23 protein-coding genes and 1 pseudogene are annotated in these 26,810 nt (G+C 71.7%); 10 read left to right on the top strand and 14 right to left on the bottom strand.

What is annotated here, in order from left to right; translation table 11 throughout:
- The first annotated feature begins 1 nt into the window (after position 1).
- The 6 genes from ACZ4Z4_RS31430 to ACZ4Z4_RS31405 all read left to right on the top strand — a co-directional run bounded on the left by ACZ4Z4_RS31430 (position 2) and on the right by ACZ4Z4_RS31405 (position 6,002).
- Entirely contained in the window at positions 2–892 is an 891-nt protein-coding gene (locus ACZ4Z4_RS31430) for an ABC transporter ATP-binding protein (protein ID WP_468334815.1), read from the top strand.
- Positions 889–1,677, top strand: coding sequence for a hypothetical protein (locus ACZ4Z4_RS31425; RefSeq protein ID WP_468334812.1), 789 nt, complete (start codon positions 889–891; stop codon positions 1,675–1,677). The genes ACZ4Z4_RS31430 and ACZ4Z4_RS31425 overlap by 4 nt, the downstream gene beginning before the upstream one ends.
- A gap of 140 nt (positions 1,678–1,817) precedes the next feature.
- Positions 1,818–2,666 (top strand): response regulator, encoded by an 849-nt coding sequence (locus ACZ4Z4_RS31420; protein ID WP_468334809.1) that lies wholly within the window; start codon positions 1,818–1,820, stop codon positions 2,664–2,666.
- The gene (locus ACZ4Z4_RS31415) at positions 2,663–3,886 is read left to right on the top strand and encodes a sensor histidine kinase (RefSeq protein WP_468334806.1); all 1,224 of its coding nucleotides are present in this window, start codon (positions 2,663–2,665) and stop codon (positions 3,884–3,886) included. Before ACZ4Z4_RS31420 ends, ACZ4Z4_RS31415 begins: the two co-directional genes overlap by 4 nt.
- Before the next feature lie 258 nt (positions 3,887–4,144).
- Complete coding sequence (locus tag ACZ4Z4_RS31410; RefSeq protein ID WP_468334803.1) at positions 4,145–4,711, top strand: hypothetical protein; 567 nt, start codon at positions 4,145–4,147, stop codon at positions 4,709–4,711.
- Between the two features lie 187 nt (positions 4,712–4,898).
- Entirely contained in the window at positions 4,899–6,002 is a 1,104-nt protein-coding gene (locus tag ACZ4Z4_RS31405; RefSeq protein WP_468334800.1) for a glycoside hydrolase family 43 protein, read from the top strand.
- A gap of 51 nt (positions 6,003–6,053) precedes the next feature.
- On the opposite strand, the gene ACZ4Z4_RS31400 is transcribed toward ACZ4Z4_RS31405, so the two are convergent.
- The 7 genes from ACZ4Z4_RS31400 to ACZ4Z4_RS31370 all read right to left on the bottom strand — a co-directional run bounded on the left by ACZ4Z4_RS31400 (position 6,054) and on the right by ACZ4Z4_RS31370 (position 14,432).
- Positions 6,054–7,202 carry an aldose epimerase family protein gene (locus ACZ4Z4_RS31400; RefSeq protein WP_468334797.1) on the bottom strand — a complete coding sequence of 383 codons (1,149 nt, stop codon included), beginning with the start codon at positions 7,200–7,202 and terminating at the stop codon, positions 6,054–6,056.
- Positions 7,203–7,236: 34 nt separating this feature from the next.
- Positions 7,237–8,466, bottom strand: a complete 1,230-nt coding sequence (gene mmsB / locus ACZ4Z4_RS31395; RefSeq protein WP_468334794.1) for a multiple monosaccharide ABC transporter permease — start codon at positions 8,464–8,466, stop codon at positions 7,237–7,239.
- Between the two features lie 10 nt (positions 8,467–8,476).
- Complete coding sequence (gene mmsA / locus ACZ4Z4_RS31390; protein ID WP_468334791.1) at positions 8,477–10,036, bottom strand: multiple monosaccharide ABC transporter ATP-binding protein; 1,560 nt, start codon at positions 10,034–10,036, stop codon at positions 8,477–8,479.
- The gene (gene chvE, locus ACZ4Z4_RS31385; RefSeq protein WP_468334789.1) at positions 10,033–11,142 is read right to left on the bottom strand and encodes a multiple monosaccharide ABC transporter substrate-binding protein; all 1,110 of its coding nucleotides are present in this window, start codon (positions 11,140–11,142) and stop codon (positions 10,033–10,035) included. Before chvE ends, mmsA begins: the two co-directional genes overlap by 4 nt.
- 3 nt (positions 11,143–11,145) lie before the next feature.
- Positions 11,146–12,114, bottom strand: coding sequence for a hypothetical protein (locus ACZ4Z4_RS31380; protein WP_468334786.1), 969 nt, complete (start codon positions 12,112–12,114; stop codon positions 11,146–11,148).
- Between the two features lie 141 nt (positions 12,115–12,255).
- Positions 12,256–13,269, bottom strand: a complete 1,014-nt coding sequence (locus tag ACZ4Z4_RS31375) for a zinc-dependent alcohol dehydrogenase (protein ID WP_468334783.1) — start codon at positions 13,267–13,269, stop codon at positions 12,256–12,258.
- Positions 13,266–14,432 (bottom strand): mandelate racemase/muconate lactonizing enzyme family protein, encoded by a 1,167-nt coding sequence (locus ACZ4Z4_RS31370; protein ID WP_468334781.1) that lies wholly within the window; start codon positions 14,430–14,432, stop codon positions 13,266–13,268. Before ACZ4Z4_RS31370 ends, ACZ4Z4_RS31375 begins: the two co-directional genes overlap by 4 nt.
- Positions 14,433–14,658: 226 nt before the next feature.
- On the opposite strand from ACZ4Z4_RS31370, the gene ACZ4Z4_RS31365 reads away from it, so the two are divergent.
- Together ACZ4Z4_RS31365 and ACZ4Z4_RS31360 are read left to right on the top strand one after the other, a co-directional pair.
- A complete protein-coding gene (locus ACZ4Z4_RS31365; RefSeq protein ID WP_468334779.1) occupies positions 14,659–15,429 on the top strand; it encodes an IclR family transcriptional regulator in 771 nt (256 codons plus the stop codon).
- A gap of 5 nt (positions 15,430–15,434) precedes the next feature.
- Complete coding sequence (locus ACZ4Z4_RS31360) at positions 15,435–16,286, top strand: SMP-30/gluconolactonase/LRE family protein (protein ID WP_468334777.1); 852 nt, start codon at positions 15,435–15,437, stop codon at positions 16,284–16,286.
- A gap of 2 nt (positions 16,287–16,288) precedes the next feature.
- Here ACZ4Z4_RS31360 and ACZ4Z4_RS31355 read toward each other — a convergent pair whose 3' ends face one another.
- The 6 genes from ACZ4Z4_RS31355 to ACZ4Z4_RS31330 all read right to left on the bottom strand — a co-directional run bounded on the left by ACZ4Z4_RS31355 (position 16,289) and on the right by ACZ4Z4_RS31330 (position 22,415).
- Positions 16,289–17,290 carry an ABC transporter substrate-binding protein gene (locus tag ACZ4Z4_RS31355; protein WP_468334775.1) on the bottom strand — a complete coding sequence of 334 codons (1,002 nt, stop codon included), beginning with the start codon at positions 17,288–17,290 and terminating at the stop codon, positions 16,289–16,291.
- A 42-nt stretch (positions 17,291–17,332) separates the two neighbouring features.
- Entirely contained in the window at positions 17,333–18,106 is a 774-nt protein-coding gene (locus ACZ4Z4_RS31350; RefSeq protein WP_468334952.1) for an ABC transporter ATP-binding protein, read from the bottom strand.
- 31 nt (positions 18,107–18,137) lie between these two features.
- Positions 18,138–19,244, bottom strand: a complete 1,107-nt coding sequence (locus ACZ4Z4_RS31345) for a FecCD family ABC transporter permease (protein WP_468334773.1) — start codon at positions 19,242–19,244, stop codon at positions 18,138–18,140.
- Positions 19,241–20,518 carry an MFS transporter gene (locus ACZ4Z4_RS31340; protein WP_468334771.1) on the bottom strand — a complete coding sequence of 426 codons (1,278 nt, stop codon included), beginning with the start codon at positions 20,516–20,518 and terminating at the stop codon, positions 19,241–19,243. Before ACZ4Z4_RS31340 ends, ACZ4Z4_RS31345 begins: the two co-directional genes overlap by 4 nt.
- Positions 20,515–21,354, bottom strand: coding sequence for a Rossmann-like domain-containing protein (locus ACZ4Z4_RS31335; RefSeq protein ID WP_468334769.1), 840 nt, complete (start codon positions 21,352–21,354; stop codon positions 20,515–20,517). The genes ACZ4Z4_RS31340 and ACZ4Z4_RS31335 overlap by 4 nt, the downstream gene beginning before the upstream one ends.
- 68 nt (positions 21,355–21,422) lie before the next feature.
- Positions 21,423–22,415, bottom strand: coding sequence for a pyridoxal-phosphate dependent enzyme (locus tag ACZ4Z4_RS31330; RefSeq protein WP_468334767.1), 993 nt, complete (start codon positions 22,413–22,415; stop codon positions 21,423–21,425).
- A gap of 299 nt (positions 22,416–22,714) precedes the next feature.
- Between ACZ4Z4_RS31330 and ACZ4Z4_RS31325 the strand changes: the two are divergent.
- Positions 22,715–23,542 (top strand): annotated as a pseudogene (locus tag ACZ4Z4_RS31325) (GHMP family kinase ATP-binding protein); the annotation flags it as partial.
- 611 nt (positions 23,543–24,153) lie between these two features.
- Complete coding sequence (locus ACZ4Z4_RS31320; protein ID WP_468334764.1) at positions 24,154–24,654, top strand: Fur family transcriptional regulator; 501 nt, start codon at positions 24,154–24,156, stop codon at positions 24,652–24,654.
- On the opposite strand, the gene ACZ4Z4_RS31315 is transcribed toward ACZ4Z4_RS31320, so the two are convergent.
- Complete coding sequence (locus ACZ4Z4_RS31315) at positions 24,584–26,653, bottom strand: heavy metal translocating P-type ATPase (protein WP_468334761.1); 2,070 nt, start codon at positions 26,651–26,653, stop codon at positions 24,584–24,586. The two genes, ACZ4Z4_RS31320 and ACZ4Z4_RS31315, sit on opposite strands and share 71 nt — an antisense overlap.
- Positions 26,654–26,810 lie beyond the last annotated feature (157 nt).

Here is a 26,810-nt window from a genome sequence, read left to right as displayed (position 1 = left end):
CGTGACGGGAGTACGGCTGGACGGGGTCGTCGCCGGATACCGTGAACGCCCGGTCCTCGGCCCGATCGACACGGAACTCACCCCCGGGGTGCATGTCCTGCTCGGGCGCAACGGCGCGGGGAAGACCACCCTCATGCGGGTCCTGGCCGGTATTCTGCCGCCGCTCGCCGGACGGGTCCTCCTCGGCGGCGCCGACCTCGCCACCCACCGCCAGGCGAAGCGCGCGATCGGCGTGCTGACCCACCGTGCGGCACTCAGCCCGCAGTTGAGCGTGCGGGACAACCTGGAGTTCTGGGCCCGGGTACAAGGGCTCGGCAAGGCGGGGCGCGCCGCGCGGATACGGGAGGCGGCCGGGCGGTTCGACATCGAGCGGCTGCTCGACCGGCGTACCGCCCGGCTCAGCAGGGGCCAGCTCCAGCGGGCCGACCTGGCCAGGCTCACCCTGACCGACCCGCACGTCCTCCTGCTCGACGAGCCGATGACGGGGCTCGATCCGGTCAGTGCCGAGCACACGCGCGCGTTGGTACGTGCCTGGGGCGCCGACAAGACCGTCCTCTACTCCACGCACAGCGTGCCCGAGGCGATGACGCTCGCCTCACAACTGCTGGTCCTCAAGGGCGGGACGCTCACCGCGCTGCCGGTGACCGGAGCCCCGGAGCGGACCGTGTCGCCGTCCGCGTATGACCTGCGCACTTCGCGCGGCGGTGACGGTCGCCGGGAACGGGTCGTGCTCGGGCCGGACATGACGATCGGTGAACACATCGCCGGGCTCGTCGCCGAAGGCGTCCAGGTCACCGATGTACGCCCCGCCGCCGTCACCACGACCGGCTCCGAAACGCGCCCCGCCGCCATGGAAACCACCATCCACCGACTCCTGGACGAACCCTCATGACCACCGGCGGACTCCTCGGCGCCCTGCTCGTCCGCACCTGGCGCCACCAGGGCCGCCAGGCCCTGCTCGTCCCCGCGGCCGCCGGGACGGGCCTCGTCGCCCTGCTGCTCGTGCTGCCGCACGTCTTCCCCGACGCGGTCCACGGAGAGCTCGCCGCCGCAGACAACGGCCTGGTCGCCGTGGCCGGTCTGCACTCCGCCACCGCCCGTGCGCTGAGCACCGCGCTGCTCGCCGCGCCCACGCTGCTCGGGGTGGCCGCCGCTCTCATCACGGGGGCGGTGAGCCGTGCCGTCGTCTCCGGGGATCTGACGGGCGGCTCCATGGAGGCGCTGCTCGCCGCGCCGGTCCGCCTGCGCTCGGTGTACCTGGCCTACACGGCGTGCGCGCTGATCACCGGGGCGCTGTCCTGGCTCGTGCTCGTCCTCGGTTTCACCGGACTCGCCTGGGCGGCGCTGGCGGTGGGTGGCAGCAGTGTCCGCCTCAGCACCGGATACCTGCTCCTGGGGCTGCTGGTCCCGGCCGCCTCCGTGCTGTGGGCCGCCTCCGCGACCGTGTTCGTCGGCTTTCGCTGGCCTGCCGGGCTGCGGCCGACCGCGGGGCTCGGCGGCGGCCTCGCGCGGGCGGTCGCCCTGCTCCCGGCCCTGGGAGCGACGACGGCAGGCAGCCTGGCGCCCGACGCGTACACGACGGTGACCGGCTGGTACGTGAGCGGCACGCTGGTGCTGACGGCGGTGCTGCTCGTGCTGATGCCGCTGGTGTTCCGGGCGGAGCGCATCCTGGAGTAGGTCCTGGCACAGGGGCGGGGTCCTTGGCCGCCGACGCGCCCGGACCCGGCTCGCCCGTGCCCGGTTTGCGCAAGTCCGGACCGGAATCCCATGATGGGTACTTGATCAACCGGGGAGCACCGGGGGACCACCGGGACAGCATGAGCGACAACGGGGGCTGCGGGGGGACAGTGGCGGACAGACGGGTGGGCCGGCCTGGCGACGGCGGCGGCGTCGTCGATGTCGTGATCGTCGATGACGAGGAGCTGTTCCGTACGGGATTGCGGATGGTCCTGGAGACGGCCGGCGACATTCGCGTGGTCGAGGCGTGCGACGCCGATGGCGTGCTCAAGGCCGTGGCCGCGCACTCTCCCGACGTGGTGCTCCTCGACATCCGGATGCCTCGGCGCGACGGCCTCGCGGTCCTGGAGGACCTCAAGGGACGCATCCCGACACCGGCCGTGGTCATGCTCACCTCCTTCAGCGCCGACGCGTACGTGGTGCGCGCGCTGCGCGCCGGGGCGGACGGCTTCCTGCTCAAGGACAGCGACCCGGACGACCTGATCCGCGCCGTGCGCGCGGCGGCGGTGGGCGGCGGGCTGCTCTCCCCCTCCGTCGCCACGGCGGTCGTGGAGGGGTACGCCGCCTCGCTCGGCCCCCGGACACCTCCGGGACCGGACGTACCGGACAGGGAAGTCCCGGGCCCGCCGACGGCGGGAGCCGCGCGCCGGGCCGCACCGCGCGAACTGCGGGAGCGGCTGGCCCGGCTCACCGCACGGGAGCACGAGGTGCTCGTGCTGCTCGGCACCGGCCTGTCCAACCCGGAGATCGCCGAACGGCTCGCCATCACTCCCGGCACGGCCAAGGAGCACGTCAGTGCCGCGCTCGCCAAGCTGGGCACCGACAATCGCGTACGCGCCGCGGTCATCGCCCACCAGGCCGGTCTCGTCGGCGGGGACCGGCCCGCTCGGGGACGGGACGGCGGAACGCCCCCGGAACAGGCCCGATGAGGCTCGCCACGCGCCGCTTTCCGTCCATCCCGCGGCTGCCGCCCCTCGCGCGCCGCTGCGCGACAGAGGCCGCCGTACTGCTCTTCGCGGGCACCGACCTGCTGGTGGAACTCCTCGAAGGCGAGAAGGAGCGGCCGGGCCCGTACGGTCTCGTGCTGACGGTGCTCGCGCTGGCCGTGCTGCCGTGGCGGCGGCGCCGGCCGGTGCTCGTGCTCGCCCTGACGCTGCCCGCGCTTCCGGCGGGCATGCAACTGGCCGCCTTGGTGGCCCTGGTGGCGGCGGCGCGCGTGCTCCCGCTCGCGACGGCCTCGCTGTGCGCGGTCGTGGTGTCCGGCGTCGAACTCCTCGACCATGCGCTGTGGCGGGGCGGTTCGCCGCACGCGCCCGGTGACGTGCTCCAGGCGCTCGTGTCCTGCGCGGTGTTCGGGGCGGCACCGGCGGCGCTCGGGCAGTTGCTCCGCTCCCGGGCCCGCGTCGCCGAACAGGTGCTGGCCCTGCGCCGGAGCCAGGAGCGTGCCCTCCGCGGTGAGCGCGCCGCCGCCGAGGAGGCCGCGCGGGCCGGGCTCGCCCGCGAGATGCACGACGTGGTGGGCCACGAGATGAGTCTGATCTCGGTCAGAGCGGCGGCGCTGGCCCGGCGGGCCCCGGACGCGGACACCCGCCGGGAGGCCGAAGTGATCCGCGAGGTGAGCCTGCGCGCCCTGGCCGAAGTACGGCACCTGGTCAGGGCGTTGCGCGGACAGCACCCCGAGGAGTCGAGCGTGCCGCTCGGCTCCCGTCTCGCCGACATCCCCGTCCTCGTCGAGCGCAGCGGACTCACGGTGCGGCCCCTGATCATCGCCCCCGGTGAGGGGGCGCACTGGCCCGCCACCGTGGAGCTCGCCGCCTACCGCACGGTGCAGGAGGCGCTGACCAACGTACTGAAGCACGGCGACATCGGCGCCCCGGTCGCTCTGCGCGTGGAGTCCGTGGACGGCGACACCTGCCTGGTCGTCGAGGTCGGCAGCGCGCCGGCCCGGGAACCCGTGCGGGGAGCCGGCCCGCGGGAGAGCGGCGGTCACGGCCTGGCCGGCCTGCGTGAACGCGCCCGCCTGCTGGGCGGCGCCCTCACCGCGGGCCCGACGCCGGACGGCACCTTCCTGCTCCGCGCCGCGTTCCCGGCGCCGGGGCACGAACTCATCGGGCCAGAGCGGCAGTTGACGGACCCTCGTCCGGTCTGAGGGCGCCGGGGGGCGGACGCCGTCCCGTGGAGGCGTAAATAGGATGGAAGGCTTTGGCACCTTGGCGTGTGCCAGATGCACCCTCCGGGCGGCATAGGCCCGGTTCGCACCGATAGCGGTCGGGAATGTCCACATCAAGAGCCGAGCTGCTGAAACGGCAGTGACCGTTCGCTGGACGGTAAGGGTTCCAGCCGGGCGCCAGTACGCCTGAACGCGCCGTGCTGCGCCGGGTGTTGTCCGCAAGGAACGGAGAACAGCATGTACTCGAACACCCTGGACACGTTCGTGAGGTCCGTGGTCCACGAGAAGGAGATCATGATCATCCACCGGGTCTCCGGTGGATATCTGGCCCAGAGCGGTGATTTGCAGATCGCCACCGAGCCGTTGCAGAACATCAAGGACAACAAGCACCTGTGGGTCATCCGCCTGGACGGCTACGTGAAGAACAACACGGTCTTCACCATCCAGAACAAGAGCAGCGGCAAGATGCTCTCGGTCCACCCCGACAACCCGCGCGGCGAGATGTCGTACACCGATCAGCAGCCGGCGGGCGCGAAGAACAACCCGATCGCCGACCGGCAGCGCTTCTTCGTGCTCCCCATGTGCTGCGGCGGGTACTCCCTGGTGCCGGTCAAGTACCCCGACCACTGCATCCAGCCGATGGACAACCGTCCGGGCCCCGGCTGCGACCGCCCCGCGCCGCACTTCGGGGACGACTCCAACATCAACTGCTCGCACGAATTCGTCCTGCCGCCCGACAAGCCGCGGAAGGACCCCACCGACACCGACCTGGGCGGCTCCGGCAGCGGAGGTGGCAGCAGCTGACTCCTCCGCGGGGGAAGCGGGTGGCCGGAGCCATTGCAGCTGGCTCCGGCCACCCACAAGCGTAGAGCCTGTCCGGTCCCACCCGTTGACCTTCCCGGAGTACGCCGCTTACCGTTTCGGCGTTCGACATCACAGATGTTGTTCGAGATTACGGACGTCCTCTCGCTCCGGAAAGGCGCGCCAGCGTATGAACCCCAGCGAAGCCACGACGAACTACCAGCAACGGCCGCACCGCAGACTCGTGTTGAAGGGCGCCGCTCTCGCCGCGGGCTCCGTCGTCGCCGCCCCGGCCGTCGCCCGCGCCGCGGCCCGCGACACCGCGGCCGGGCCGCTCCACGCCGCCCCCTTCACCAACCCCCTCGTCCGGCAGCGCGCCGACCCGCACATCCACCGCCACACCGACGGCCGCTACTACTTCACCGCCACCTCGCCCGAGTACGACCGCATCATCCTGCGCCGCTCCCGCACCCTGCGCGGCCTCGCGACCGCCGAGGAGTCCGTCGTCTGGCGCAAGCACGCGAGCGGCGACATGGGCGCGCACATCTGGGCGCCGGAGATCCACCACATCGACGGCAAGTGGTATCTGTACTTCGCCGCCGCGCCCGCCGACGACGTGTGGAGGATACGCATGTGGGTGCTGGAGAACACCCACCGCGATCCGTTCAAGGGGACTTGGACGGAGAAGGGGCGGATCGTCACCGCCTGGGACACCTTCTCGCTGGACGCGACCACCTTCACGCACCGCGGCTCCCGTTACCTCGCCTGGGCGCAGTACGAGCCCGGCATGGACAACAACACGGCCGTGTTCCTGTCCCGCATGGCCAATCCCTGGACGGTGACGGGGCCTCAAGTGCGGCTGACCACACCGGAGTACGACTGGGAGTGCGTCGGGTTCAAGGTGAACGAAGGCGCCTCGGTGATCGTGCGCAACGGGCGCGTCTTCATGACGTACTCCGCGAGCGCCACCGACGCCAACTACTGTCTGGGCCTGCTCACCGCCGACGCCCGCAGCGACCTCCTCGACCCCGCGTCGTGGACGAAGTCCCCGCGGCCGGTCTTCACCAGCAACGAGCGGACCGGGCAGTACGGCCCCGGCCACAACTCGTTCACCGTCGCCGAGGACGGCCGCACCGACGTCCTCGTCTACCACGCCCGCCAGTACAAGGACATCACCGGCGACCCCCTGAACGACCCCAACCGGCACACCCGCGTCCAGCGCCTCGGCTGGAAGCCGGACGGGACGCCGGACTTCGGCCTCCCGGTCGCGGACGGAAAGGTCGTCGGGGGCTGACTCCGCTCGGCGCGCCGACAACCAGCGCGCCGAGAATCAGCGCGCCGAGAATCAGCGCGCCGAGAAGGTATGCACCGTGCTCGACCTGTAGGTCTCCCCGGGCCGCAGCACCGTCGAAGGGAACGACGGCTGGTTCGGGGAGTCCGGGAAGTGCTGGGTCTCCAGGCAGAGGCCGTCGCCCTGGCGGTACGTACGGCCCGAGGGGCCCGTCAGGGTGCCGTCGAGGAAGTTGCCGGAGTAGAACTGGACGCCGGGCTCGGTCGTGGCGATCTTCATCGTGCGGCCGGACTCCGGGTCCCGCAGGGTCGCGAAGTGCTCGGGCCGGCGGGTGATGCCCTTGTCGAGGACCCAGTTGTGGTCGTACCCCTTGGCGGTCACCAGCTGCGGATGGGCGGCCCGGATGTCCTCGCCCACGCGCTTCGCGCGCCGGAAGTCGAAGGGCGTGCCCGCCACCTTCGCCAGCTCGCCCGTCGGGATCAGCCCCGCGTCGGTGGGCGTGAACCGCCCTGCTGCCAGGGTGAGTTCGTGACCGTAGATGTCGCCGCTGCCCTCGCCCGCCAGGTTGTAGTACGTGTGGTTGGTGAGGTTCACGACGGTCGCCTTGTCGGTGGTCGCCGTGTAGTCGATCCGCCAGTCGCCGCGACCGGTGAGGGTGTACGTCACCTTCACCCGCAGCGTCCCCGGATAGCCCATCTCGCCGTCGACACTCACGTACCGCAGGACGAGACCGACCCCCGACGGGCCGGTGAACGGCTCCACGTCCCACACCCGCGTGTCGAAGCCCTTCGCGCCGCCGTGCAGGCTGTTCTCCCCGTCGTTGACGGACAGTTGGTGCGTCGTGCCGTCCAGGGTGAAGCGGCCGCGGGCGATGCGGTTGCCGTAGCGGCCGATGAGCGCGCCGAAGAACGTGGTCCCCGCGGTGTACGCCTCGACGGTGTCGTAGCCGAGGGAGACGTTGGTGTACCGGCCGCGCCGGTCGGGCAGTTCCAGGGACTGCACGATGCCGCCGTACGACAGGACCTTCATCCGCGTGCCGCCGTTCGCCAGCGACCAGCGGTACACCTTCGTCCCGTCGGCGAGCCTGCCGAAAAGCTCCTTCGTGGGCCGCGCGCCGTCCGCCGCGTGCGACGTGCCGGCGACGGCCGCGGTGATGCCCGTGGCGGCGGCCGCCGCCAGTACGGTGCGTCTGCTCGTATCCATGTGCCGCTCCAAAGGGGGTGAGTTGGACTGACTGCTACCGGCCGACCTTGCGCTTGTTCCAGACGTCGAACCCGACCGCGGCGAGCAGCACCAGGCCCTTGATGACCTGCTGGTAGTCGGTGCCGATGTTGACCAGGGACATGCCCTGGTTGAGGACGCCGAGCACCAGGCCGCCGATCACGGCGCCCATCACCGTGCCCACGCCGCCGCTCATCGACGCGCCGCCGATGAACGACGCGGCGATCGCCTCCAGTTCGAAGTTCAGACCCGCCTGCGGGGTGCCCGCGTTCAGCCGCGCCGCGTACACACAGCCCGCGAGCGCCGCGAGCACACCCATGTTGACGAAGATCAGGAAGGTGACCCGCTTGTCCTTGACGCCGGACAGCTTCGCCGCCGCCTTGTTGCCGCCCAGCGCGTACACATGCCGCCCGATGACCGCGTTGCGCATCACATAGCCGAGCCCGATCAGCAGGCCGCACATGATGAGCAGCACGACGGGCACGCCGCGGAAGCTCGCCAGCGTCAGCGTGAAGGCGATGACGGCGGCGCTGATCGCGACCAGCTTCGCCACCCACAGGCTCGTCGGCGTGACGTCGAGGTCGTACGCCAACTGCTGCTTGCGGCTGCGCCATTCACGAAAGACCAGGAAAGCGACCGTCGCGAAGCCGATCACCAGCGTCGGGTTGTGGTACTGCGTGTACGGGCCCATCTCCGGGATGAAGCCCTTGGCGATGTTCTGGAAGCCGTCGGGGAACGGCGAGAGGGACTGGCCCTCCAGGACGATCTGCGTGAGACCGCGGAAGAGCAGCATGCCGGCCAGCGTCACGATGAACGACGGGATGCCCACGTACGCGATGAAGAAGCCCTGCCACGCCCCCGCGACCGCGCCGATGAGCAGCGAGAGGACGAGCGCGAGCACCCACGGCATGTCGTGTTTGACCATCATCACCGCCGACATGGCGCCGACGAAGGCCACCAGTGAACCGACGGACAGGTCGATGTGGCCGGCGATGATGACGATCATCATGCCGATGGCCAGGATGAGGATGTAGCCGTTCTGCTGGATCAGGTTGGAGACGTTGCTCGGCAGCAACAGGACGCCGTCCGACCAGATCTGGAAGAGGATGACGATGAAGGCCAGGGCGATGAGCATGCCGTACTGGCGCATGTTGGAGCGCACGCTGTGCAGCAGCAGTTCGCCGACGGAGGCCTTGGCCGGTGGTGTGGCCGCGGTGTCGCGCGGGGGCGTGGTCGTGGTGGTCATGGCGGATGCCTCAGCTTCTGTTCTTGGTCATGTGGCGCATCAGGAGTTCCTGGGTGGCGTCCGCGCGGTCGACCTCACCGGTCAGCCGGCCCTCGGCCATCGTGTAGATCCGGTCGCACATCCCGAGCAGCTCGGGCAGTTCGGAGGAGATGAAGAGGACCGCCTTGCCCTGGGCCGCGAGCCGGTCGATGACGGTGTAGATCTCGTACTTGGCGCCGACGTCGATGCCGCGCGTCGGCTCGTCGAGGATCAGCACCTCGGGGTCGGCGTGGATCCACTTGCTCAGCACGACCTTCTGCTGGTTGCCGCCGGAGAGCCGCCCCACCTGCTCGAACACCGTGGGAGCCTTGATGTTCATCGACTTGCGGTACCGCTCGGCGACGGACCGCTCGTGGTGCTCGTCGACGAAGCCGGCCCCACGCCGCATGCCCGGCAGCGAGGCCAGGGAGATGTTGCGGTTGATGTTGTCGATGAGGTTCAGGCCGTACTGCTTGCGGTCCTCGGTGACGTACGCGATGCCCGCGTCGACCGCGGCGGGCACCGTCTTCGTGACGACCTCGCGCCCGCCCACCGACACCTTCCCGGCCACGTACTGACCGTACGAACGCCCGAAGACGGACATCGCGAGCTCCGTGCGGCCCGCGCCCATCAGACCGGCGATGCCGACGATCTCACCGCGCCGCACGGTCAGCGACACGTCGTCGACGACCTTGCGCTGGTGGTCGACCGGATGCCGCACCGTCCAGCCCTCGACGGCGAGCGCGGGCGAGCCCGCGTCCTCGCCCTCGTAGGGGGTGCGGTCGGGGAAGCGGTGGTCGAGGTCGCGGCCGACCATGCCGCGGATGATCCGGTCCTCCGACAACTGCGGCTCGGCGTCAGGCGTCTCACGGACCGTCAGCGTCTCGATGGTCCGCCCGTCGCGCAGGATCGTCACCGAGTCGGTGATGGCCCGGATCTCGTTCAGCTTGTGGGAGATGATGATGCTGGCGATGCCCTGCTCGCGCAGTCCCACGATGAGGTCGAGGAGCTTCGCGCTGTCCTCGTCGTTGAGCGCGGCCGTCGGCTCGTCCAGGATGAGCAGCTTCACCTCCTTGGACAGCGCCTTCGCGATCTCCACCAGCTGCTGCTTGCCCACGCCGATGTCGGCGACCGGCGTCTGCGGCTTCTCGTCCAGGCCCACCCGCTTGAGCAGCGCGCTCGCCCTGCGCAGCGTGTCGTGCCAGTCGATGAAGCCGCGCCGGGCCTGTTCGTTGCCGAGGAAGATGTTCTCGGCGATGGACAGGTACGGGACGAGCGCCAGCTCCTGGTGGATGATCACGATGCCGTGCCGCTCGCTGGCGCGGATGTCCTTGAAGGCCATCCGCTCGCCCTCGAAGTGGATCTCGCCGTCGTAACTGCCGTGCTCGTGGACGCCGCTGAGGACCTTCATCAGCGTCGACTTGCCCGCGCCGTTCTCGCCGCAGATCGCGTGGATCTCCCCGGCCCGTACGGTCAGGTTCACATCGGAGAGCGCCTTGACGCCGGGGAACGTCTTGGTGATGCCGCGCATCTCCAGGACCGGCCTGCTCACTTCAGCTGTCCCGCCGTGAAGTACCCCTCGTCGACGAGGAGTCGCGTGTTCGACTTGTCGATGCTGACCGGGTCGAGGAGGTAAGACGGCACGGTCTTCTTTCCGTTGTGGTAGTTCGTCGTGTCGTTGACCTTGGGCTTCTTGTCGTTCAGGACCGCGTCGCCCATCGCCACCGTCTGCGCGGCCAGCTTCCGGGTGTCCTTGAACACCGTCTGCGTCTGCTCGCCGCGGATGATGGACTTCACCGACGCGAGCTCCGCGTCCTGCCCGGTGATCACCGGCAGCGGCTGGCTCTTGGAGCCGTAACCCGCGCTCTTGAGCGCGGAGATGATGCCGAGTGAGATCCCGTCGTACGGCGACAGGACCGCGTCGACCCGCTCCGAGCCGTAGTTCTTGCTGATCAGGTCATCCATGCGCTTCTGCGCGGTGCCGCCGTCCCAGCGCAGCGTGGTGGCCTGGTTCATCCGCGTCTGCTTGCTGCGGACGGTGAGCTGACCGGTCTTGAAGTACGGCCGCAGCACCTTCATGGCGCCGTTCCAGAAGTACTTGGTGTTGTTGTCGTCCGGCGAGCCCGCGAACAGCTCGATGTTGTACGAGTCGCCGCCCTTCTCGGGCTTGCCCAGCTTCAGCTTGTCGACGATGTACTGCCCCTCCAGGCGGCCGACGCGCTCGTTGTCGAACGACGCGTAGTAGTCGACGTTCTCCGTGCCGAGGATCAGGCGGTCGTACGAGATCACAGGGATGCCGGCGTCGTGCGCGCGCCGCAGGACGTCGGTGAGGGCGGAGCCGTCGATGGCGGCGACCACCAGCAGGCTGCGCCCCTTGGTGATCATGTTCTCCAGCTGGGCGATCTGGTTCTCGACCTTGTCGTCGCCGTACTGGAGATCCGTCTTGTACCCGGCCTTCCGGAACTGCTCGGCCATGTTCCTGCCGTCGGCTATCCACCGCTCGGAGGCCTTGGTGGGCATCGCCAGACCGATGGTGGCGCCCTTTCCGGCGTCCGGCTTGTACCGGCTGCCGCCCTTGGCCTCCTGGCCGCAGGCGGTGAGCGAGCCGAGCAGGACGGCGGTGGCCACCGCCGCGGTCAGGCGCGTGCGGTTGCGCATGGGTCAGCTCCTTTCCGAGAAGCGGTTCAGGTCACCGGGCAGACGCGAGCCCAGCGGCGACATCCCGGCACCGGCGCCGTGCCGGGCCAGCAGATCCAGGGCGAGCCGGCCGCGGCGCACCCGCTCGCGGGCGGTGTCGAGGGTGACGTCGCGCAGCTGCGCTCCGTACGGGTAGATGGCGGGCGCCTTCGCCAGCCCGAACTTCAGGTACAGAGGTGCGCCGCGCCGGATCAGCTCGGCGATCTCGTACATGCGGACGTAGCCGCCGAGGTCGTCCGGGGCCTCCACGTACATGTCCATCGGCGCGCCCGACACCCGCCTTATCTCGGTGAGGTGAGCGAGCGTCAGGTCGCTCGGCACGTTGAGCGAGTCCGCGCCGAGCCGCTCGTACACGGCGTAGGCGGCCGGGTTGACCGGACCTATGAGCGCCGACACCTTCAGCGTCGTGTCGGCCGGGATGATCCCCGCGGTCCGCGCGCGGTGCAGCGTCCACAGCACGCCCTCGTCGGCGACGAGCAGACACTTCACGCCCAACTCCGCAGCGCGCAGGGCGTCTTCGACGCACCCGGCGACCGCGTCGTGGCCGCGGGCGCGCAGCCCCGCGCCGTGCGAGTCGGTGCGCACGGAGGCGCCGGTGTCCCAGGTGCCGCGCGGCCCGGTGAACAGGCAGAGCTCGATGTCGCGCTCGGCGGCCTTCTCCACCATCTCCGTGATCTCGGCGTCGGAGAGCATCCACACGCCGCTGCCCTGGCTGATGCGGTGGATCGGCACGTCGAGCCGCGCGGCTTCCTTGAGCACGACACCGAGCGCCTCGGGCCCCTCGACGGAGGGAATCTCGACACGCCAGGTGCCACCGTCGGGAAACGTGTGGGGCGAGGCGTCGGCGGGATCGGGGGAGGGGGCGGCAAGCCCGAGGGCGGTGAGGGCGGGTTCCCCCGGCTGTCGGGGGAGGGAGGTGGAGGGGTCGGTCACGGTTGTCCTTTGCATTAGGTCACCTCGTTCGACATCTCGAACGAGGTTCGGTTCCTAGGGTTTGCGTGGGGCGCTGCGGTGGTGCAGCCAGGGGCGCGGGGAACTGCGCGACCAGCCACACCCAACCCGCACCCGAAGAGCTCAGGGCAGCAACAAGACCTTCCCGGTCTTGGGATCACCACCCCCGACAAGGGCAACCGCCTCCCCGAACCGCTCCAGCGGAAACTCATGCGTGATGAGCGAGGCAGGATCAAGCAGGCCGAGACCGAACGCCCGCACCGCATCCGCCCAGGCACTGGACGACGCCCCAAAGACGGACCGCACCTCCAACTGGCTCAAGGACAGATGCACGGGATCGATCCCCACGGCCCCCTCCGTGAACATCCCGGTGAGCACGACCCGCCCGCCCCTGCGGGCGAGCAGGCACGACGAAGCGGCCGTGGTCGGCGCCCCCGCCGTCTCGACCACGAGGTCGAAGGACCCGTTCACGTCCCCCGCCTCCGCGGGAGTGAGCGCCGAGGTCGCCCCGAACCCCAGGGCCAGCCGCCCACGCGCTTCGCGCGGATCGACGACGGCCAGCTCGGCCGGGCTGCCCGCCGCGAGCCACTGCACCGCGAGCAGCCCGAGCGTCCCCGCCCCGACCACCGCGACCCGCTCGCCGGGCCGCGGCCCGCCCGCCCGCACCGCCGCCGCGATGACGGCGGACGGTTCGAGCAGGGCCGCGGCCCGCAGATCGGCGTCGTCACGCAGCGGGTGCAGCAGCCGCGCGGGCACGACGACGTGGTCGGCGAAGGCGCCGGGTTCGGTGAACCCGGTCTCCGCGTAGCCGCCCCCGCACAGGCTCGTCTCCCCGTACCGGCACCGCTCGCAGGCGCCGCACGCGCGGAAGCCCTCGGCGACGGTCTTCCGCCCGATCAGTCCGGGGTCGCCCCCATCCCCGACGGCCACCACGGTCCCCGACCACTCGTGGCCGGGAATCACCGGGTAACGGACGTACGCGGCGTCGCGGTGTCCGTCGTACACCTCGCGGTCGCTCATGCAGATCCCGGCGGCCGCCACCTCGACGAGGACCTCACCCGGGCCGGGTTGCGGGCGCGGCCCGGTGACGAGGCGGTGGCTGCCGGGGCGGTCGACGACGACGGCGCGCGAGGTCATGCGCCGGCCCCGCCGGGCGTCCGCTTCTCCCAGCCCTCGGCCCACAGGTCGAACCGCGCCCGCTGCTGCGGGAACTCCGCCGCGGCGTCGGTGTCCAGCTCGACGCCGAGACCCGGCGCGTGCGACAGCTCGAAGCAGCCGGTCTCCGGGTCGACCTGCGGGGCGCCCTTCACGACCTTCTTGATCTCCGCGTCCGCGAAGTCGTTGAAGTGCTCCAGGATCTTGAAGTTCGGGGTGGTGAAGCCGACCTGGAGCGAGGCGGCGGTCAGCACCGGGCCGCCGACGTTGTGCGGGGCGACCAGCATGTAGTGCGTCTCGGCGGTGGCCGCGAGCTTGCGGGTCTCCCAGATGCCGCCGATGTGGCCGACGTCGGGCTGGATGATGTCCACGGCCTGGCTCTCGAAGAGCTCGCGGAACTCGATCCGGTCGTGGATGCGCTCGCCGGTCGCCACCGGCATGTCGACCTTGGCGGCGACCTTCTCCAGCGCCTTCAGGTTCTCCGGCGGGACCGGCTCCTCCAGCCAGGCGGGCCGGAACGGCGCGAGGTCGCGCGCCAGCCGGACGGCGGTGGAGGGCGAGAACCGGCCGTGCATCTCCAGCATCAGCTCGGCGTCGGGCCCGATGGCGTCGCGCACGGCCTCGATCAACGAGACGGCGTACAGGCTCTGTTCGTGGTCCAGTTCGTAGTGACCGGTCCCGAACGGGTCGATCTTCAGCGCGCGGTAGCCGCGCTCCATGACGCCCTGGGCGGCCTTGTGGTACGCCTCCGGGGTGCGCTCCGTGGTGTACCAGCCGTTCGCGTACGCCTTGACGCGGTCGGTGACCTTTCCGCCGAGCAGCTGCCAGACGGGGACGCCGAGTGCCTTGCCCTTGATGTCCCAGCAGGCCGTCTCGATGACGGCGATGCCGGACATCACGATCTCGCCGGCCCGGCCGTAGTCGCCGTACTTCATCCGGCGCACGAGGTCCTCGACCGCGAACGGGTCGGAGCCCTTGATGTGGTTGGCCTCCGCCTCGCGGAGGTAGCCGATGAGCGCGTCGGTGTGGCCGAGCATGCGGGTCTCGCCGACACCGGTCAGACCCTCGTCGGTGTGGACCTGGACATAGGTGAGATTACGCCACGGCGTCCCGACCACATGCGTGCTGATTCCCGTAATGCGCAAGGCAGTTGCCCCTTGACTTGTTCGGTATTTCGTCACACGTTCGAAATGCTGGCGTGACGTTATTCACGGTGGCCTGAAGGTGTCAATGGGTCGCGCACAACTGCCGGGCCGGGGGAGAGGCGGCCATTGCGCCGCGAACGGCGCCGTGCCTAACCTGTGTTCGTCATATCGATCGGCGACCGAAGTTTCGGACAGTTTCGGACGCGCAGGGTGGGAGGCCGAACTCATGGGACGACTGGTGCCCGCGGTGACCAGGTCGCTGGACATACTCGAACTGTTCCTGGAAGGGGACGGTACGTTCTCCGCGCCCGAGGTCACCCGCAGACTCCAGCTGCCGCGCACCACCGTGCACGAGCTGCTCACCACCCTGGCGGCCCGCTCGTATCTCGTCCAGATCCCGGACCAGCCGGGCCGCTACCGCCTCGGCGTGCGCACCTACCAGCTCGGCAGCCGGTATGCCGAGCAGCTGGACCTCGCCGCCGAGGGGCAGCAGGTCGCCCGCGAGGTCGCCGAGACCTGTGACGAGACCGTCCACGTCGCGATCCTGGAGGACACCGACGTCATCTACATCGCCAAGGTCGACTCCACGCACGCCGTGCGCATGGTCTCCGCGGCGGGCCGCCGCCTGCCCGCCCACTGCACCTCGGTCGGCAAGATGCTCCTCGCCTCACTGCCCCCGGAGGAGCTCGAATCCCGCGTGCGGGGGCGGGAGTTCACCGCCATGACCGCCGACAGCATCACCGACCCCGACGAGCTCCTCGCCGCCCTCGCCGAGGTGCGCGAGCAGGGTCACGCCGTCGAGCACCGGGAGTCCAACCCGGATGTCAGCTGTGTGGCGGCGCCGGTGCGGGACGGCGCGGGACAGGTCGTCGCGGCGCTCTCCATCTCCGTGCCGATGATCCGCTGGAGCGAGGAGCGCGAGCGTGAACTGGCCGAGCTCGCCGCCAAGGGCGCGGGCGACCTGTCGGTCCGCCTCGGCCACCGGGGCGCACGATGAACACGGTGAAGCGAGCGTACGACGTGGCGGTGCGCGCGACGGCCGCGCTCGGCGAGGGCCCCACCTGGGACGCCGCCACCGGCCGCCTCATCTGGGTCGACATCCTCGGCTCGCGCGTCCACACGTACGCCCCCGCGGACGGCCGGCGCACGGTCATGGCGACCGAGCAGCACGTCGGCGCCGCCAAGCCCCGCACGGGCGGCGGCCTGGTGGTCAACCTCCGTGACGGCGTCGGCCTGTACGGGCCGGGCGGCGCGCCCTTCAGCTGGCTGCTGCGCGACCCGGTGCCCGGCCGGCGGGGCAACGACGCCGCCGTCGCGCCCGACGGCTCCCTCTGGGCGGGCACCATGCGCTACGACGAGGCGCCCGGCGGCGGCAGCCTCACCCGCGTCGCCCCCGACGGCACGGCCACCGAACTCCTCGGCGACGTCGCCGTCAGCAACGGCACCGGCTGGAGCCCCGACGGACGCCTCGTCTACTACGTCGACAGCCCGACGCGACGTATCGACGTACTCGACCATGACGGGCAAGGCGCGCTGAACAGACGGCCGTTCGCACATGTCGAAGAGGGCGTGGGCTTCCCCGACGGGCTCACCGTCGACGCCGACGGCTGCGTGTGGGTCGCGCTCTGGGACGGCGCGCAGGTCCGCCGCTACACACCGGACGGCCGCCTCGACAGGACCGTCGAGCTCCCCGTGCGCCGCCCCACCGCCTGCGCCTTCGGCGGCCCGGACCTGCGCGACCTGTACATCACCACGGCCCGCACCGGCCTCGACCGGCCGCACCCCCTGTCGGGGTCGCTCCTGGTCGTGCCGGACGCGGGCCGCGGCCTGCCGGGGGTGCCCTTCGCGGGGTGAGGTCAGCCCTTGCGGTCCAGCTCCCTGAGGTACTTCCCGAACTTCTCCAGGCCGTCGATGTTGCGCGGCCCGCTGATGCCCTCGTTGTAGTCGAGGACGAAGAAGTTGTTCTTCTTGACGGCGGGCAGCTCCTTGGTGTGCGGGGACTTCTTCAGGAACTCGATCTTCTTCTTCGCGGGCTGGTCGCCGTAGTCGAAGATGATGACGACCTCGGGCTCGGCCTTCGTCACGGCCTCCCAGTTGACCTGCGTCCAGCGCTCGTCGAGGCCGTCGAAGATGTTCCTGCCGCCCGCGCTCTTGATGATGTCGTTGGGCGGGACCTGGCTGCCGGCCGTGAAGGGCTGGTCGGTACCGGAGTCGTAGAGGAACACCGGCACCCGCTCGCCGCCCCGGGGCGCCTGCTTCTCCACGGCCGCGACGCGCTTCTTCAGGCCGGCGACGACCCGGTCCGCCTTCTCCTCGACCCGGAAGATCCTGCCGAGCCGCTCCAGGTCGCTGTAGAGCGCCTTGAACGGAGTGACCTTCTCCGGGTGGCCGGGGTAGTTGAAGCAGCTCTCCGTGTGCATGAAGCTCTGGATGCCGAGCTTGTCCAGCGTCTTCGGCGTGATGCCGCGCTGGTCGCTGAAGCCGGAGTTCCAGCCCGCGACGACGAAGTCGGACTTGGCCTCGACGACGACCTCCTTGTTGAGCAGGTCGTCGCTGAGCATCTTCACCTTGGCGTACTCCGACGCCCAGGGCGACTCGCTCACCGGCGGGTTGGCGGGCGGCATCACATAGCCGTGCACGTGGTCGGTCAGGCCGAGGCTGAACAGCTTGTCGGCGCTGCCGCCCTCGTACGCGACCGCCCGCTGCGGGACCTTGTAGGAGACGGGCTCGCCGCAGCGCTTGACGGTGGTCCTCTCGGACGCCTCGGCGGCGCTGTCCGAGTCGACCTCGGCGCCGCAGCCGACGAGGAGCGTCAGCGCGAGCGCGGATCCTGCCGCGATGGACCGGGTGTGGGACATGGGAAGTCGGTGCCTTTCAGAGGGACGTTTCAGGGGGACGTCTCAGAGGGACGGGTGGAGCGCGTACAGAAGCTGCGGATCGCCCGTCAGCGGATGTTTGACGACGCTGGCCTTCACGCCGAACACATCGGCCACGAGCTCTTCGGTGAGGACGTCCTCGGGCGTCCCGGACGCCACGAGCCGCCCCTGCGACAGCACGCCGAGCCGGTCGCAGGCCGCCGCCGCCAGGTTCAGGTCGTGCAGGACGACGAGGACGGTGAGCCCGGCGCCGCGCAGATGCGAGAGGACCTCTATCTGGTGGCGTACGTCGAGGTGGTTGGTCGGCTCGTCGAGGACGAGGACCCGCGGTTCCTGGACGAGGGCGCGGGCGAGCAGCACGCGCTGCCGCTCCCCGCCGGACAGGGTGAGGACGCCGCGCCCGGCGAGGTGGTGGATGTCGAGCCGCTCCATCGCCCGCGCGCACAGTTCGCGTTCGCGGGCGGTGAGGGCCTGGTTGCCGCGCTGGTGCGGGGTCCGGCCGAGCGCGACGACCTCCTCGACCGTGAAGTCGAGGTCGACGGCGCCGTCCTGCGTCATGGCGGCGACGAGCTGGGCGCCGCGGCGCATCGAGAGCGCCGTGATGTCGTCCCCGCCGACCCGGACGGTGCCCGTGTCGGGCCGCAGCGCCCGGTACACGCAGCGCAGCGCGGTCGACTTGCCGCTGCCGTTCGGGCCGACCAGGCCGACGACCTGGCCCTCGCCGACATCGAGCGAGAGGTCGCGCACCAGGCTCTTGCCGTCGATGACGACGCCGAGCCCGTCGATGCGCAGGTCCACCGCGGCTCTCCCGGCTGCTTCGTCGTGCATCTCAACGCCCCCCGAAGACATAGCCCTTGCGGCGCATCAGGCCGATGAACACCGGCACGCCGACGAGCGCCGTGATGACACCCAGCGGCAGTTCGCGCGGCGCGACCACCGTCCGGGACAGCAGGTCGACCCAGACCATGAAGACCGCGCCGACCAGCGGCGCCACGGCGAGGACCCGGGTGTGCGTGGCGCCGACGACCATCCGCACCAGGTGCGGCATCACGAGCCCCACGAAGCTGATCGCGCCGCTGACGGCGACCATCACCCCGGTGATCAGGGAGACGAGGACGAGCAGGGACCTGCGGTGCCGGTCCGGGCTGACGCCCAGGCTCGCGGCGGTCTCGTCGCCGAGCGCGAGGACGTCGAGCGCCCTGCCGTACCGGTACAGCGCGGCGACGCCGAGCAGCACGACCGCGGAGACGACGGGCAGCGTGCCCCAGGCGGCGGCCCCGAAGCTGCCCATGGTCCAGTACAGGACCATCGACGTCGCCTCGTTGTCCGGGGCGAAGTAGATGATCACGCTCATCACGGCCTGGAAGCCGAGCGACATGGCCACGCCCGTCAGGACCAGGCGCAGCGGGGAGAGGGAGCCCCGCTCGCTCGACGCGGCGTACACGAGGAAGGACGCGACGAGCGCGCCGACGAACGCGCCCGCGGAGACCGCGTACACACCGAGCGCGGCCAGGCCGCCGGTCACCGTCACGCCGACCGCGCCCACCGACGCCCCCGAGGAGACGCCGAGGACGAACGGGTCGGCGAGCGCGTTGCGCACCATCGCCTGGATGGCCACGCCGACCGCGCTCAGCCCCGCGCCCACCAGCGCGGCGAGCAGCACGCGCGGGGTCCGGATCTGCCAGATGATCTGGTACGTCGTCGTCTCGTCGGCGCCGATCCGGCCACCGCTGAGCGCCGCCCACAGATAGCGGGTGGTGTCGGCGGGCGAGACGTACGCCGCGCCGAGGCCGATCGCCACGACGACCGACACGACCAGCGCGACGAAGAGCGCGGCACAGGTCAGCACCAGGGCCCTGGGGGAGGCGAGCCGCTCCCGCACGGCGGCCCGGCGCTGCGGGGCCGCGCCCGGCGGCGCCTGCGCGAGGGTGCTCACGCGGCGCCCGCCTTCGCTGTGCCGCGCAGCACCAGGGCGGCGGCGCCGAGCGCGACGAGCACGAGGGTGCCGAAGGCGGCGGCGGTGCCGGGGTAGCCGGCCAGGCCGAGACCGGCGCCGCCGAGCGCCGCGCCGACGAAGACGCCGAGGCTCTGGCCCGCCGCGTTGAGGCTCAGCGCCGAGCCGCGCAGCGTGGTCCCGCAGCGGCGCACGATGAGGCTGACCACGCACGCGGCGACGACCGCGTGGCTCGCCGCGTGCAGCGCGGTCATGGCGAGGGCCAGCGGCAGCCAGTGCGTGAAGTAGAAGCCCACGACGGAGACGAGGGCGGCGACCAGGCCGATGGCGAGCAGGCGTTCCGTGCCGACGCGCGGCTCCGCGGAGTTGGTGAGGCGTCCGGTGAGGAGGTTACTGACGAAGAACGCGGCGCCGCTGAGCGTCCACACGAACGCGAAGAGCCCGGCGTCGAGGTCGAACCGCTCCTCGTAGAAGGCCGCGAGGTACGACAGGTAGCCCATGAAGACGGCGGTGCGCAGGAACCCGATCAGCAGCAGCGGCACCGCGCCGCGCACGGCCGCGAGCGCCTTGAACGAGGCGAGGTAGCCGAGGCGCGGGGTTTCCTCGGCGGTCTCGGCGGCATCCGTCTCCCGCAACTGCCTGCGCCGGGCCACGAAGACCACCGCGAGCAGCAGCGACACCACGGTCACACCGATCAGGTCGCCCTGCCAGCCCCAGAACAGCGCGGGCAGCGCGATGACGGGGGCGGCGAGCATGGCCGTCATCGACTGGGTGGCCGTGACGAGGGTGGCGGCGCGCCCCGCCGCCTTGCCGGTGCCGAAGCGGTCGGCGGCCGCGGCGGTGAGCGCCGGGTTCAGCACGGATGTACTGGCGCCGATCAGCAGACAGAAGACGGCGAGCAGCGCGAAGTCCCCGGCGGCGCCGAGCGCGGCCGAACCGCCGAGCGCGACGAGCGCGCCCGCGGCGGCCCACTCCTTGGGCACCCGGTCGATCAGCGGCGCCAGCGCGGTGCCGACAAGGAGGGCGGCGAGGCCGCCGAGTCCGCGCAGCCCGCCCATCGCGGCGACGCTGCTGCCCGCCTCGTCGGCGATGGGCACGAGGTACGTGCTGAAGACGGTGAAGGGCAGCAGGCCGACCGCGGAGGCGAGCAGCACCGGCCACAGGGCGCGGGCCATCCGCAGATCGCCGGGGATCGGTTCCTCCGCCTGCGCGGCGGGCGCGGTTTCCTTGGTGTCCTTGGTGGCGTCGACGCTCACGCTGCCGCTCCGTTCGGCGCGAGGGCGGCACGGTAGCGGAACATCGGCGTGGGGTCGGCGCTGAACTGGGAGAACGTGAACGGCTCCGCGTTGAGCCCGGTGACGCCTGCGCCGAGGAAGGCGCGGGCGACGGCGCTGCCGCTCTGGGCGTAGACGACCAGCGGCACGCCGTGCTCGACGCAGTGGCGCAGGATCAGGTCGAAGGTGCCGTTGCTGAGCGTCATGCCGGTGGCGACGACCGCGTCGGCCCGCGCGAGGACCTCGGTCATGTCGTCGGAGACGGGCTCGCCCCACGCGGTCGTCCGCAGGTTCAGGTCGCAGGGCAGGCAGACGCCGCCCCGCTCCCGTATCGCCGCGACGAGCGGATTGACCACGCCGATCAGGGCGACCTTCGCGCCGGGCTCGATGTCGAGCAGCCCGGCGATGGCGGCGTCGCGGGCCTCGGCACGGACCTCGGGGGTACCGGCGGGCAGCATGACGCGCTCGGCGTCGTCGGCGTCGCGGTGCGGGCGCACCCGGGCGAGGTAGGCGTCGAGGGCGGCGGTCCGCACGGGCGCGGACTCGTCGCGCAGCAGCTTGTCGAGGGAGTGACCGGAGGCGTTCTCGCAGAAACCCGGGGCGAGTTCACCCGCCTCGAAGGAGCAGGCGCCGAACGAGTCGCCGACGCGGAGCAGCAGATAGTGGTTGTGGTACGTGACGTCGCCGCCCGCGAGCCGGGTGGTGTTGTACAGCCAGAACGCGCTGGTGACGGTGAGCTCGGCGGGGTCGGGGCCGTGGGCGCCCGACAGGACGGCGTCGGTGAGCTCGGCGACGGTGTGCGGGGTGGGGTGTGACATGTGTGTTCTTTCCGGGTGGCCGGCGGGTTCAGGAGGTGGTGCGCGGGTTCAGGAGGTGGCGGGCGGGCTCAGGCGGCGGCGGGCGGCCAGGCCGTCGTGGACCAGGGGTGTCTGAGGTCGCCGAGCGAGGTGATCTCGTGCGGCTTCAACGTCTCGATGTCCAGGGCCTGTTCGTGCCGGGCGTAGGCGCTCTCGACATAGCGGTGGCCGGTGTCGGCCGCGATGAAGACGTACGTACGCGTGTCGTCCCCGCGCCGCTCCCACAGCGCGCTCAGATAGGCGGCGCCCGCCGAGAGCCCGGCGAAGATGCCGCTGGTGCGCAGCAGGGAGACCGCCCCGGACACGGCGCTGTCGAAGTTCACCCAGTGCACGCGGTCGTACAGCTCGTGCCGGACGTTGCGGAACTCGATGGCGCTGCCGATCCCGGCGATGATCATGTCCGGGTCCGCGACGTGCTCGGAGCCGAAGGTGACGCTGCCGAAGGGCTGCACGCCGATGAGCGACACGTCGCGTCCGGCCTCGCGCAGATAGGTGGCGAGGGCGCCCGTCGAGGCGCCCGACCCCACGCCGCCCACCAGCGCGAGGGGGCCGTCGGGCAGATCCTTGCCGATCTCGTCGGCCACCTCGCGGTAGCCGTAGTAGTGGATGTCGTCGTGGTACTGCCGCATCCAGTGGTACGAGGGGTTGTCCGCGAGGATCTCGGCGATCCGCCGCACCCTCAGCTCCTGGTCGAGGCGGAGGTCCTTGGAGGGCGCGACCTGCTCCAGCGTGGCGCCGAGTATCTCCAGCTGCACGCGGGTCGAGCGGTCCACCGTGGTGGAGCCCACGATGTGGCACTTCATTCCGTAGCGGTGGCAGGCGAGCGCGAGGGCCTGGGCGTAGATGCCGCTGGAGCTGTCGATGAGGGTGTCGCCCGGCCGGACGGCGCCGGAGTCGAGCAGGTGCCGGACGGCGCCGAGGGCGGAGTAGATCTTCATGGTCTCGAAGCGGAGGCAGGCCAAGTCGGGTGCCACGGATATGAGATCGGGTTTCTTCACCGCTTCTGCGATGTGTGCGTGCATGACTGGGATCCCCCCGTAGGGATGAGCGGGCAGGGAGGGGCGCCGGGGGAGTGCGGGCAGCCCCCGGAGCGGCCCCGGAACGCCGAGAGCATCACACTAGATGAAAATGATTGTCAAGAGCGGATAACTTCGGCACACTGGTCCGCGCGGGGTGCCGTGCCGGGTGCGCCGCGATGTTCGAGAGGAGTCGCGTGAAGCTGTTCCAGGGGGCCGCGCCCCGGCCCCGCCCGTCCCGACCGCCGCGACACGGGCCGCCGCCGAGGACCGGGGTCGGTACCGCGTTCGGCACCTTCGGCGAACTGCTCCAAGGGGTCCTGCCGGAGGGGTATGGGGCTCAGGGGTGCGGCGGCGAGGGCGACGGGGACTTCCTCGTCACGCTGCCCGTCGCCCGGTGGACGATGGCCACCTTCCGGGAGGGCTCCGCGTCGGGCGAGCTGGAGGTCCGGCCGGCGCACAAGACGAAGGCGCTCCGACTCGCCCGCATGATCGTCGACTTGGCGCCCCGCGCGCCGGGCTGCGCGCCGCCCGGCGGAGTGCTCACCGTCAGCAGCGTCATCCCCGAGGGCAAGGGGCTCGCCAGCTCGTCCGCCGACCTCGTCGCCACCGCGCGGGCGGTGGGCCGCGCCCTCGACGTCCCCATGCCGCCCGCCAGGATCGAGCGGCTCCTGTCCCGCATCGAACCCACCGACGGCGTGCTCTACCCCGCGATCGTCGCCTTCCACCACCGCAGCGTCCGGCTCCGCGCGGTCCTCGGCTCACTGCCCCCGATGGCGGTGGTCGGCATCGACGAGGGCGGCTCCGTGGACACCGTGGACTTCAACCGCATCCCCAAGCCGTTCACGGCGGCCGACCGGCGCACCTACGCCGACCTGCTCGAACGCCTCACCGCCGCCGTGCGCCGCCACGACCTGGCGGAGGTCGGCCGCATCGCCACGCGCAGCGCCCTCATGAACCAGACCCTGCGCCACAAGAGGTCGCTCGATCCCATGCGGGAGATCTGCCGAGAGGTCGGCGGCCTCGGCGTGGCGGTCGGCCACAGCGGTACGACGCTGGGGGTACTGCTCGACGCCACGGATCCCGCGTACACGCGGCGCGTCACGGCGGCGGCGGAGGCGTGCGGGGAGCTGACGGGTGGCGGGGTGGCGGGGGGCGGCGGCGCGGCAGGCGGTGGGGTGGCGGGCAGCGGTGCGGCAGGCGGTGGGGTGGCGGTGTACCGCACCCTCACCTTCGGCGGCCCCCACACCATGGCCTCCGGCCCTGCCGCCCCCGCTGCCCGCGCAGTTGCCTCCGCCCTTGCGGCGCCTGCCACGGCCTCCGCCTCTGCCGGACCTGCCGGACCTGCTGGACCTGCTGGACCTGCCGGACCTGCTGGACCTGCTGGACCTGCCGGACCTGCTGGACCTGCTGGACCTGCCGGATCTGCCGTGCTTGCCGGACCTGCTAGGTCCTCCGTGCCTGCCGCATCTGCCGGGTCTCCCGGGCTCGCCGCATCTGCCGGGCCTGCCATGCCTGCCGGGCTCGCCGGACCTGCTGGGCCCGCCGGACCTGCCGGACCTGCCGGACCTGCCGGACCTGCCGGACCTGCTAGGTCCTCCCTGCCTGCCGCATCTGCCGGGTCTCCCGGGCCAGCCGCACTTGCTGGGCCCGCCGTGCCTGCCGGACCCACCGCCCCCGGCACCGCCCCCGGCGTGCCCGCCGTACCCGCCCCCGCCCTCCCCCGAACCGGACAGGACATGCCATGACGACGAGATCCCGCCTCGGGTGCGGGAAGGAGCGCCACCGCCCCGAGGCGGGGCCCGGCGCGGGGTCCGAGGCGGGTGTGCGCCGGACCCGGCAGCGTGTCGCCGTGCTCGAAACGCTAGGTCACTGTGGGGAGTTCGTCTCCGCGCAGGAACTGCACGCGCTGCTCGCCGGCTCCGACCGGGCCGTCGGCCTCACCACCGTCTACCGCGCCCTGCGCGAACTGGACCGCGCCGGCCTCGTCGACGTCGTACGCGACGAGACCGGCGAACGGCTCTACCTGCGGCGCCCCACCGAAGAACACCGGCACTACCTCATCTGCCGCCGCTGCGGCCGCAGCAGACCGGTGGACGCGGGTGCCGTGGAGACCTGGGCGGAACATCTGGCGGAAACGACGGGTTTCGCCGACCTAGAGCACACTCTTGAGCTCAGCGGGGTGTGCGGGGAGTGCCGGAGCGGGGGTGCCAGGCCGAAGTCCGCAGGAGGCGGAGGCCGTTGAGGCCGACCAGGATCGTGGAGCCCTCGTGGCCCGCCACGCCGAGGGGCAGCGGCAGGTGGCCCACCAGGTCCCAGACGACCAGCGCGCCGATGCAGACGGAGGCGATGACGAGGTTCTGCACCACGACCCGCCGGGCCCGCCGGGAGAGGGCCACGACCGCCGGGACCGCGGTGAGGTCGTCGCGTACGACGACCGCGTCGGCGGTCTCCAGGGTCAGGTCGGAGCCGGTGCCGCCCATGGCGACACCGACGTGCGCGGCGGCGAGCGCGGGCGCGTCGTTGACGCCGTCGCCGACGACCAGGACCCGCTCCCCCCGCTCCTCCCACTGCCGTACGGCGGCGACCTTGTCCTGCGGGAGCAGCCCGGCCCGTACATCCTCGATCCCGGTCTGGCGGGCGGTCGGCTCGGCGGCCCGTGCACTGTCGCCGGTCAGCAGCGCCGGTGCGGAGCCGGTGAGCCGACGCAGCGCGGCGACCGCCTCGGCGGCTCGGGGCCGGGGCAGGTCGGTGAGGTGCAGGGTGGCGGCGGGGACACCGTCGACCAGCACCACGGCCACGGTGCGGGCTTCGTCCTCGGGCAGGTCCGGTGTGGTCGCGGCGCCGAGCCGGCCCGGCGTGGCCGTGTCGACGAGCAGTTCCCGTGCCGTCGCAGGCAGGAGCCGATCCGGGCTCCCCACCTCGACGACGCGGTCCGCGACGAGCGCCCGCACGCCGCGCCCGGGTTGCGCGGCGAAGTCCTGCGCCGCCTCAAGAGGCAGGCCGCGCTCACGCGCCGCGGCGACCACGGCGTGGGCCAACGGGTGCTCGCTGGGGTGCTCGGCCGCCGCGGCGAGCGCGAGAACCTCGAGAACCTCGTCCTTGGTGAGCTCCGTGCCGGGCAGCGGCCGGATCTCCGTCAGCCGGGGCGTCCCCTCCGTGAGCGTCCCCGTCTTGTCCAGGGCGACCTTGGTGACCGCGCCCAACCGCTCCATCACCACGGCGGACTTGACGAGCACCCCGTGCCGCCCGGCGTTGGCGATGGCCGAGAGCAGCGGCGGCATCGTCGCGAGGACCACCGCGCACGGCGACGCCACGATCATGAAGGTCATGGCCCGCAGCAGCGTCTCGGTGAAGTCCGCACCGAGCGCGAGCGGGACGGCGAAGAGCGCGAGGGTGGCGACCACCACGCCCACCGAGTACCGCTGCTCGACCTTCTCGATGAACAGCTGCGTCGGCGCCTTCGTCGCACCGGCCTCCTCGACCATGGCGACGATGCGGGCGATGACGGAGTCCGCGGGGTCGCGGTCGACGCGCACGCGCAGCGCCCCCGTGCCGTTGAGGGTGCCCGCGAACACCGTGTCGCCCGCCTCCCTCGCCACCGGCAGCGGTTCACCGGTGATCGTGGCCTGGTCGACCTCGCTGCTGCCGTCGAGCACGGTGCCGTCGGCGGGCAGCCGCTCACCGGGCCGTACGAGGACGGTGTCGCCGACCCGCAGGGAGTCCACCCCCACCCGCTCCTCCCCGGCCGCACCGTCCGTCTCCGTCACCCGCACCGCCATGGCGGGCGCCAGGTCGAGCAGCCCGCGCACGGAGTCCGTGGTGCGCCGGGTGGCGAGGGCCTCCAGCGCCCCGGACACCGCGAAGATGACGATGAGCAGACCGCCGTCGAGGAACTGCCCGATGGCCGCAGCGCCGAGGGCCGCGACGACCATCAGCAGGTCGACGTCGAGGCTCCGCTCCCGCAGTGCCCGGAGCCCCGCCACGGTCGGCTCCCAGCCGCCGGCGACGTAACAGAGGACGTAGAGCGGGCCCCACAGCAGGCCGGGCGCACCGGCGAGTTCGAGCGGGCACGCGAGCAGGAAGGCGGCCGTAGCCAGCGCCGCCCAGCGGGCCTCGGGCAGGGCGAGGAAACGGGTGCGACGCGGTGGTGCGGGTGGGGGAGGGGCCGGGGCCGGGGTCGACCGGCCGTCGCCCACCAGGGCGGAGGGCGCGGTGGACGAGGAAGGCGCGGAGGGGGGCATCGGAGCACACCTCTTCGTGGACGGGGCAGCGGACGGGGCAGGCCGAAGGGGCCGGGCGGCGAGCGGAGCGGCCACGCGGCGGCGCAGGCTGTGACGGCCGAGCTGACGGCCTGGCGGACGGTCCTCACCATAGCGGAACACATGAAGACGTCTTCAG

It is taken from the genome of Streptomyces sp. NPDC030245 (assembly GCF_055572995.1).
This window is presented reverse-complemented; position numbering and strand designations above follow the sequence as displayed.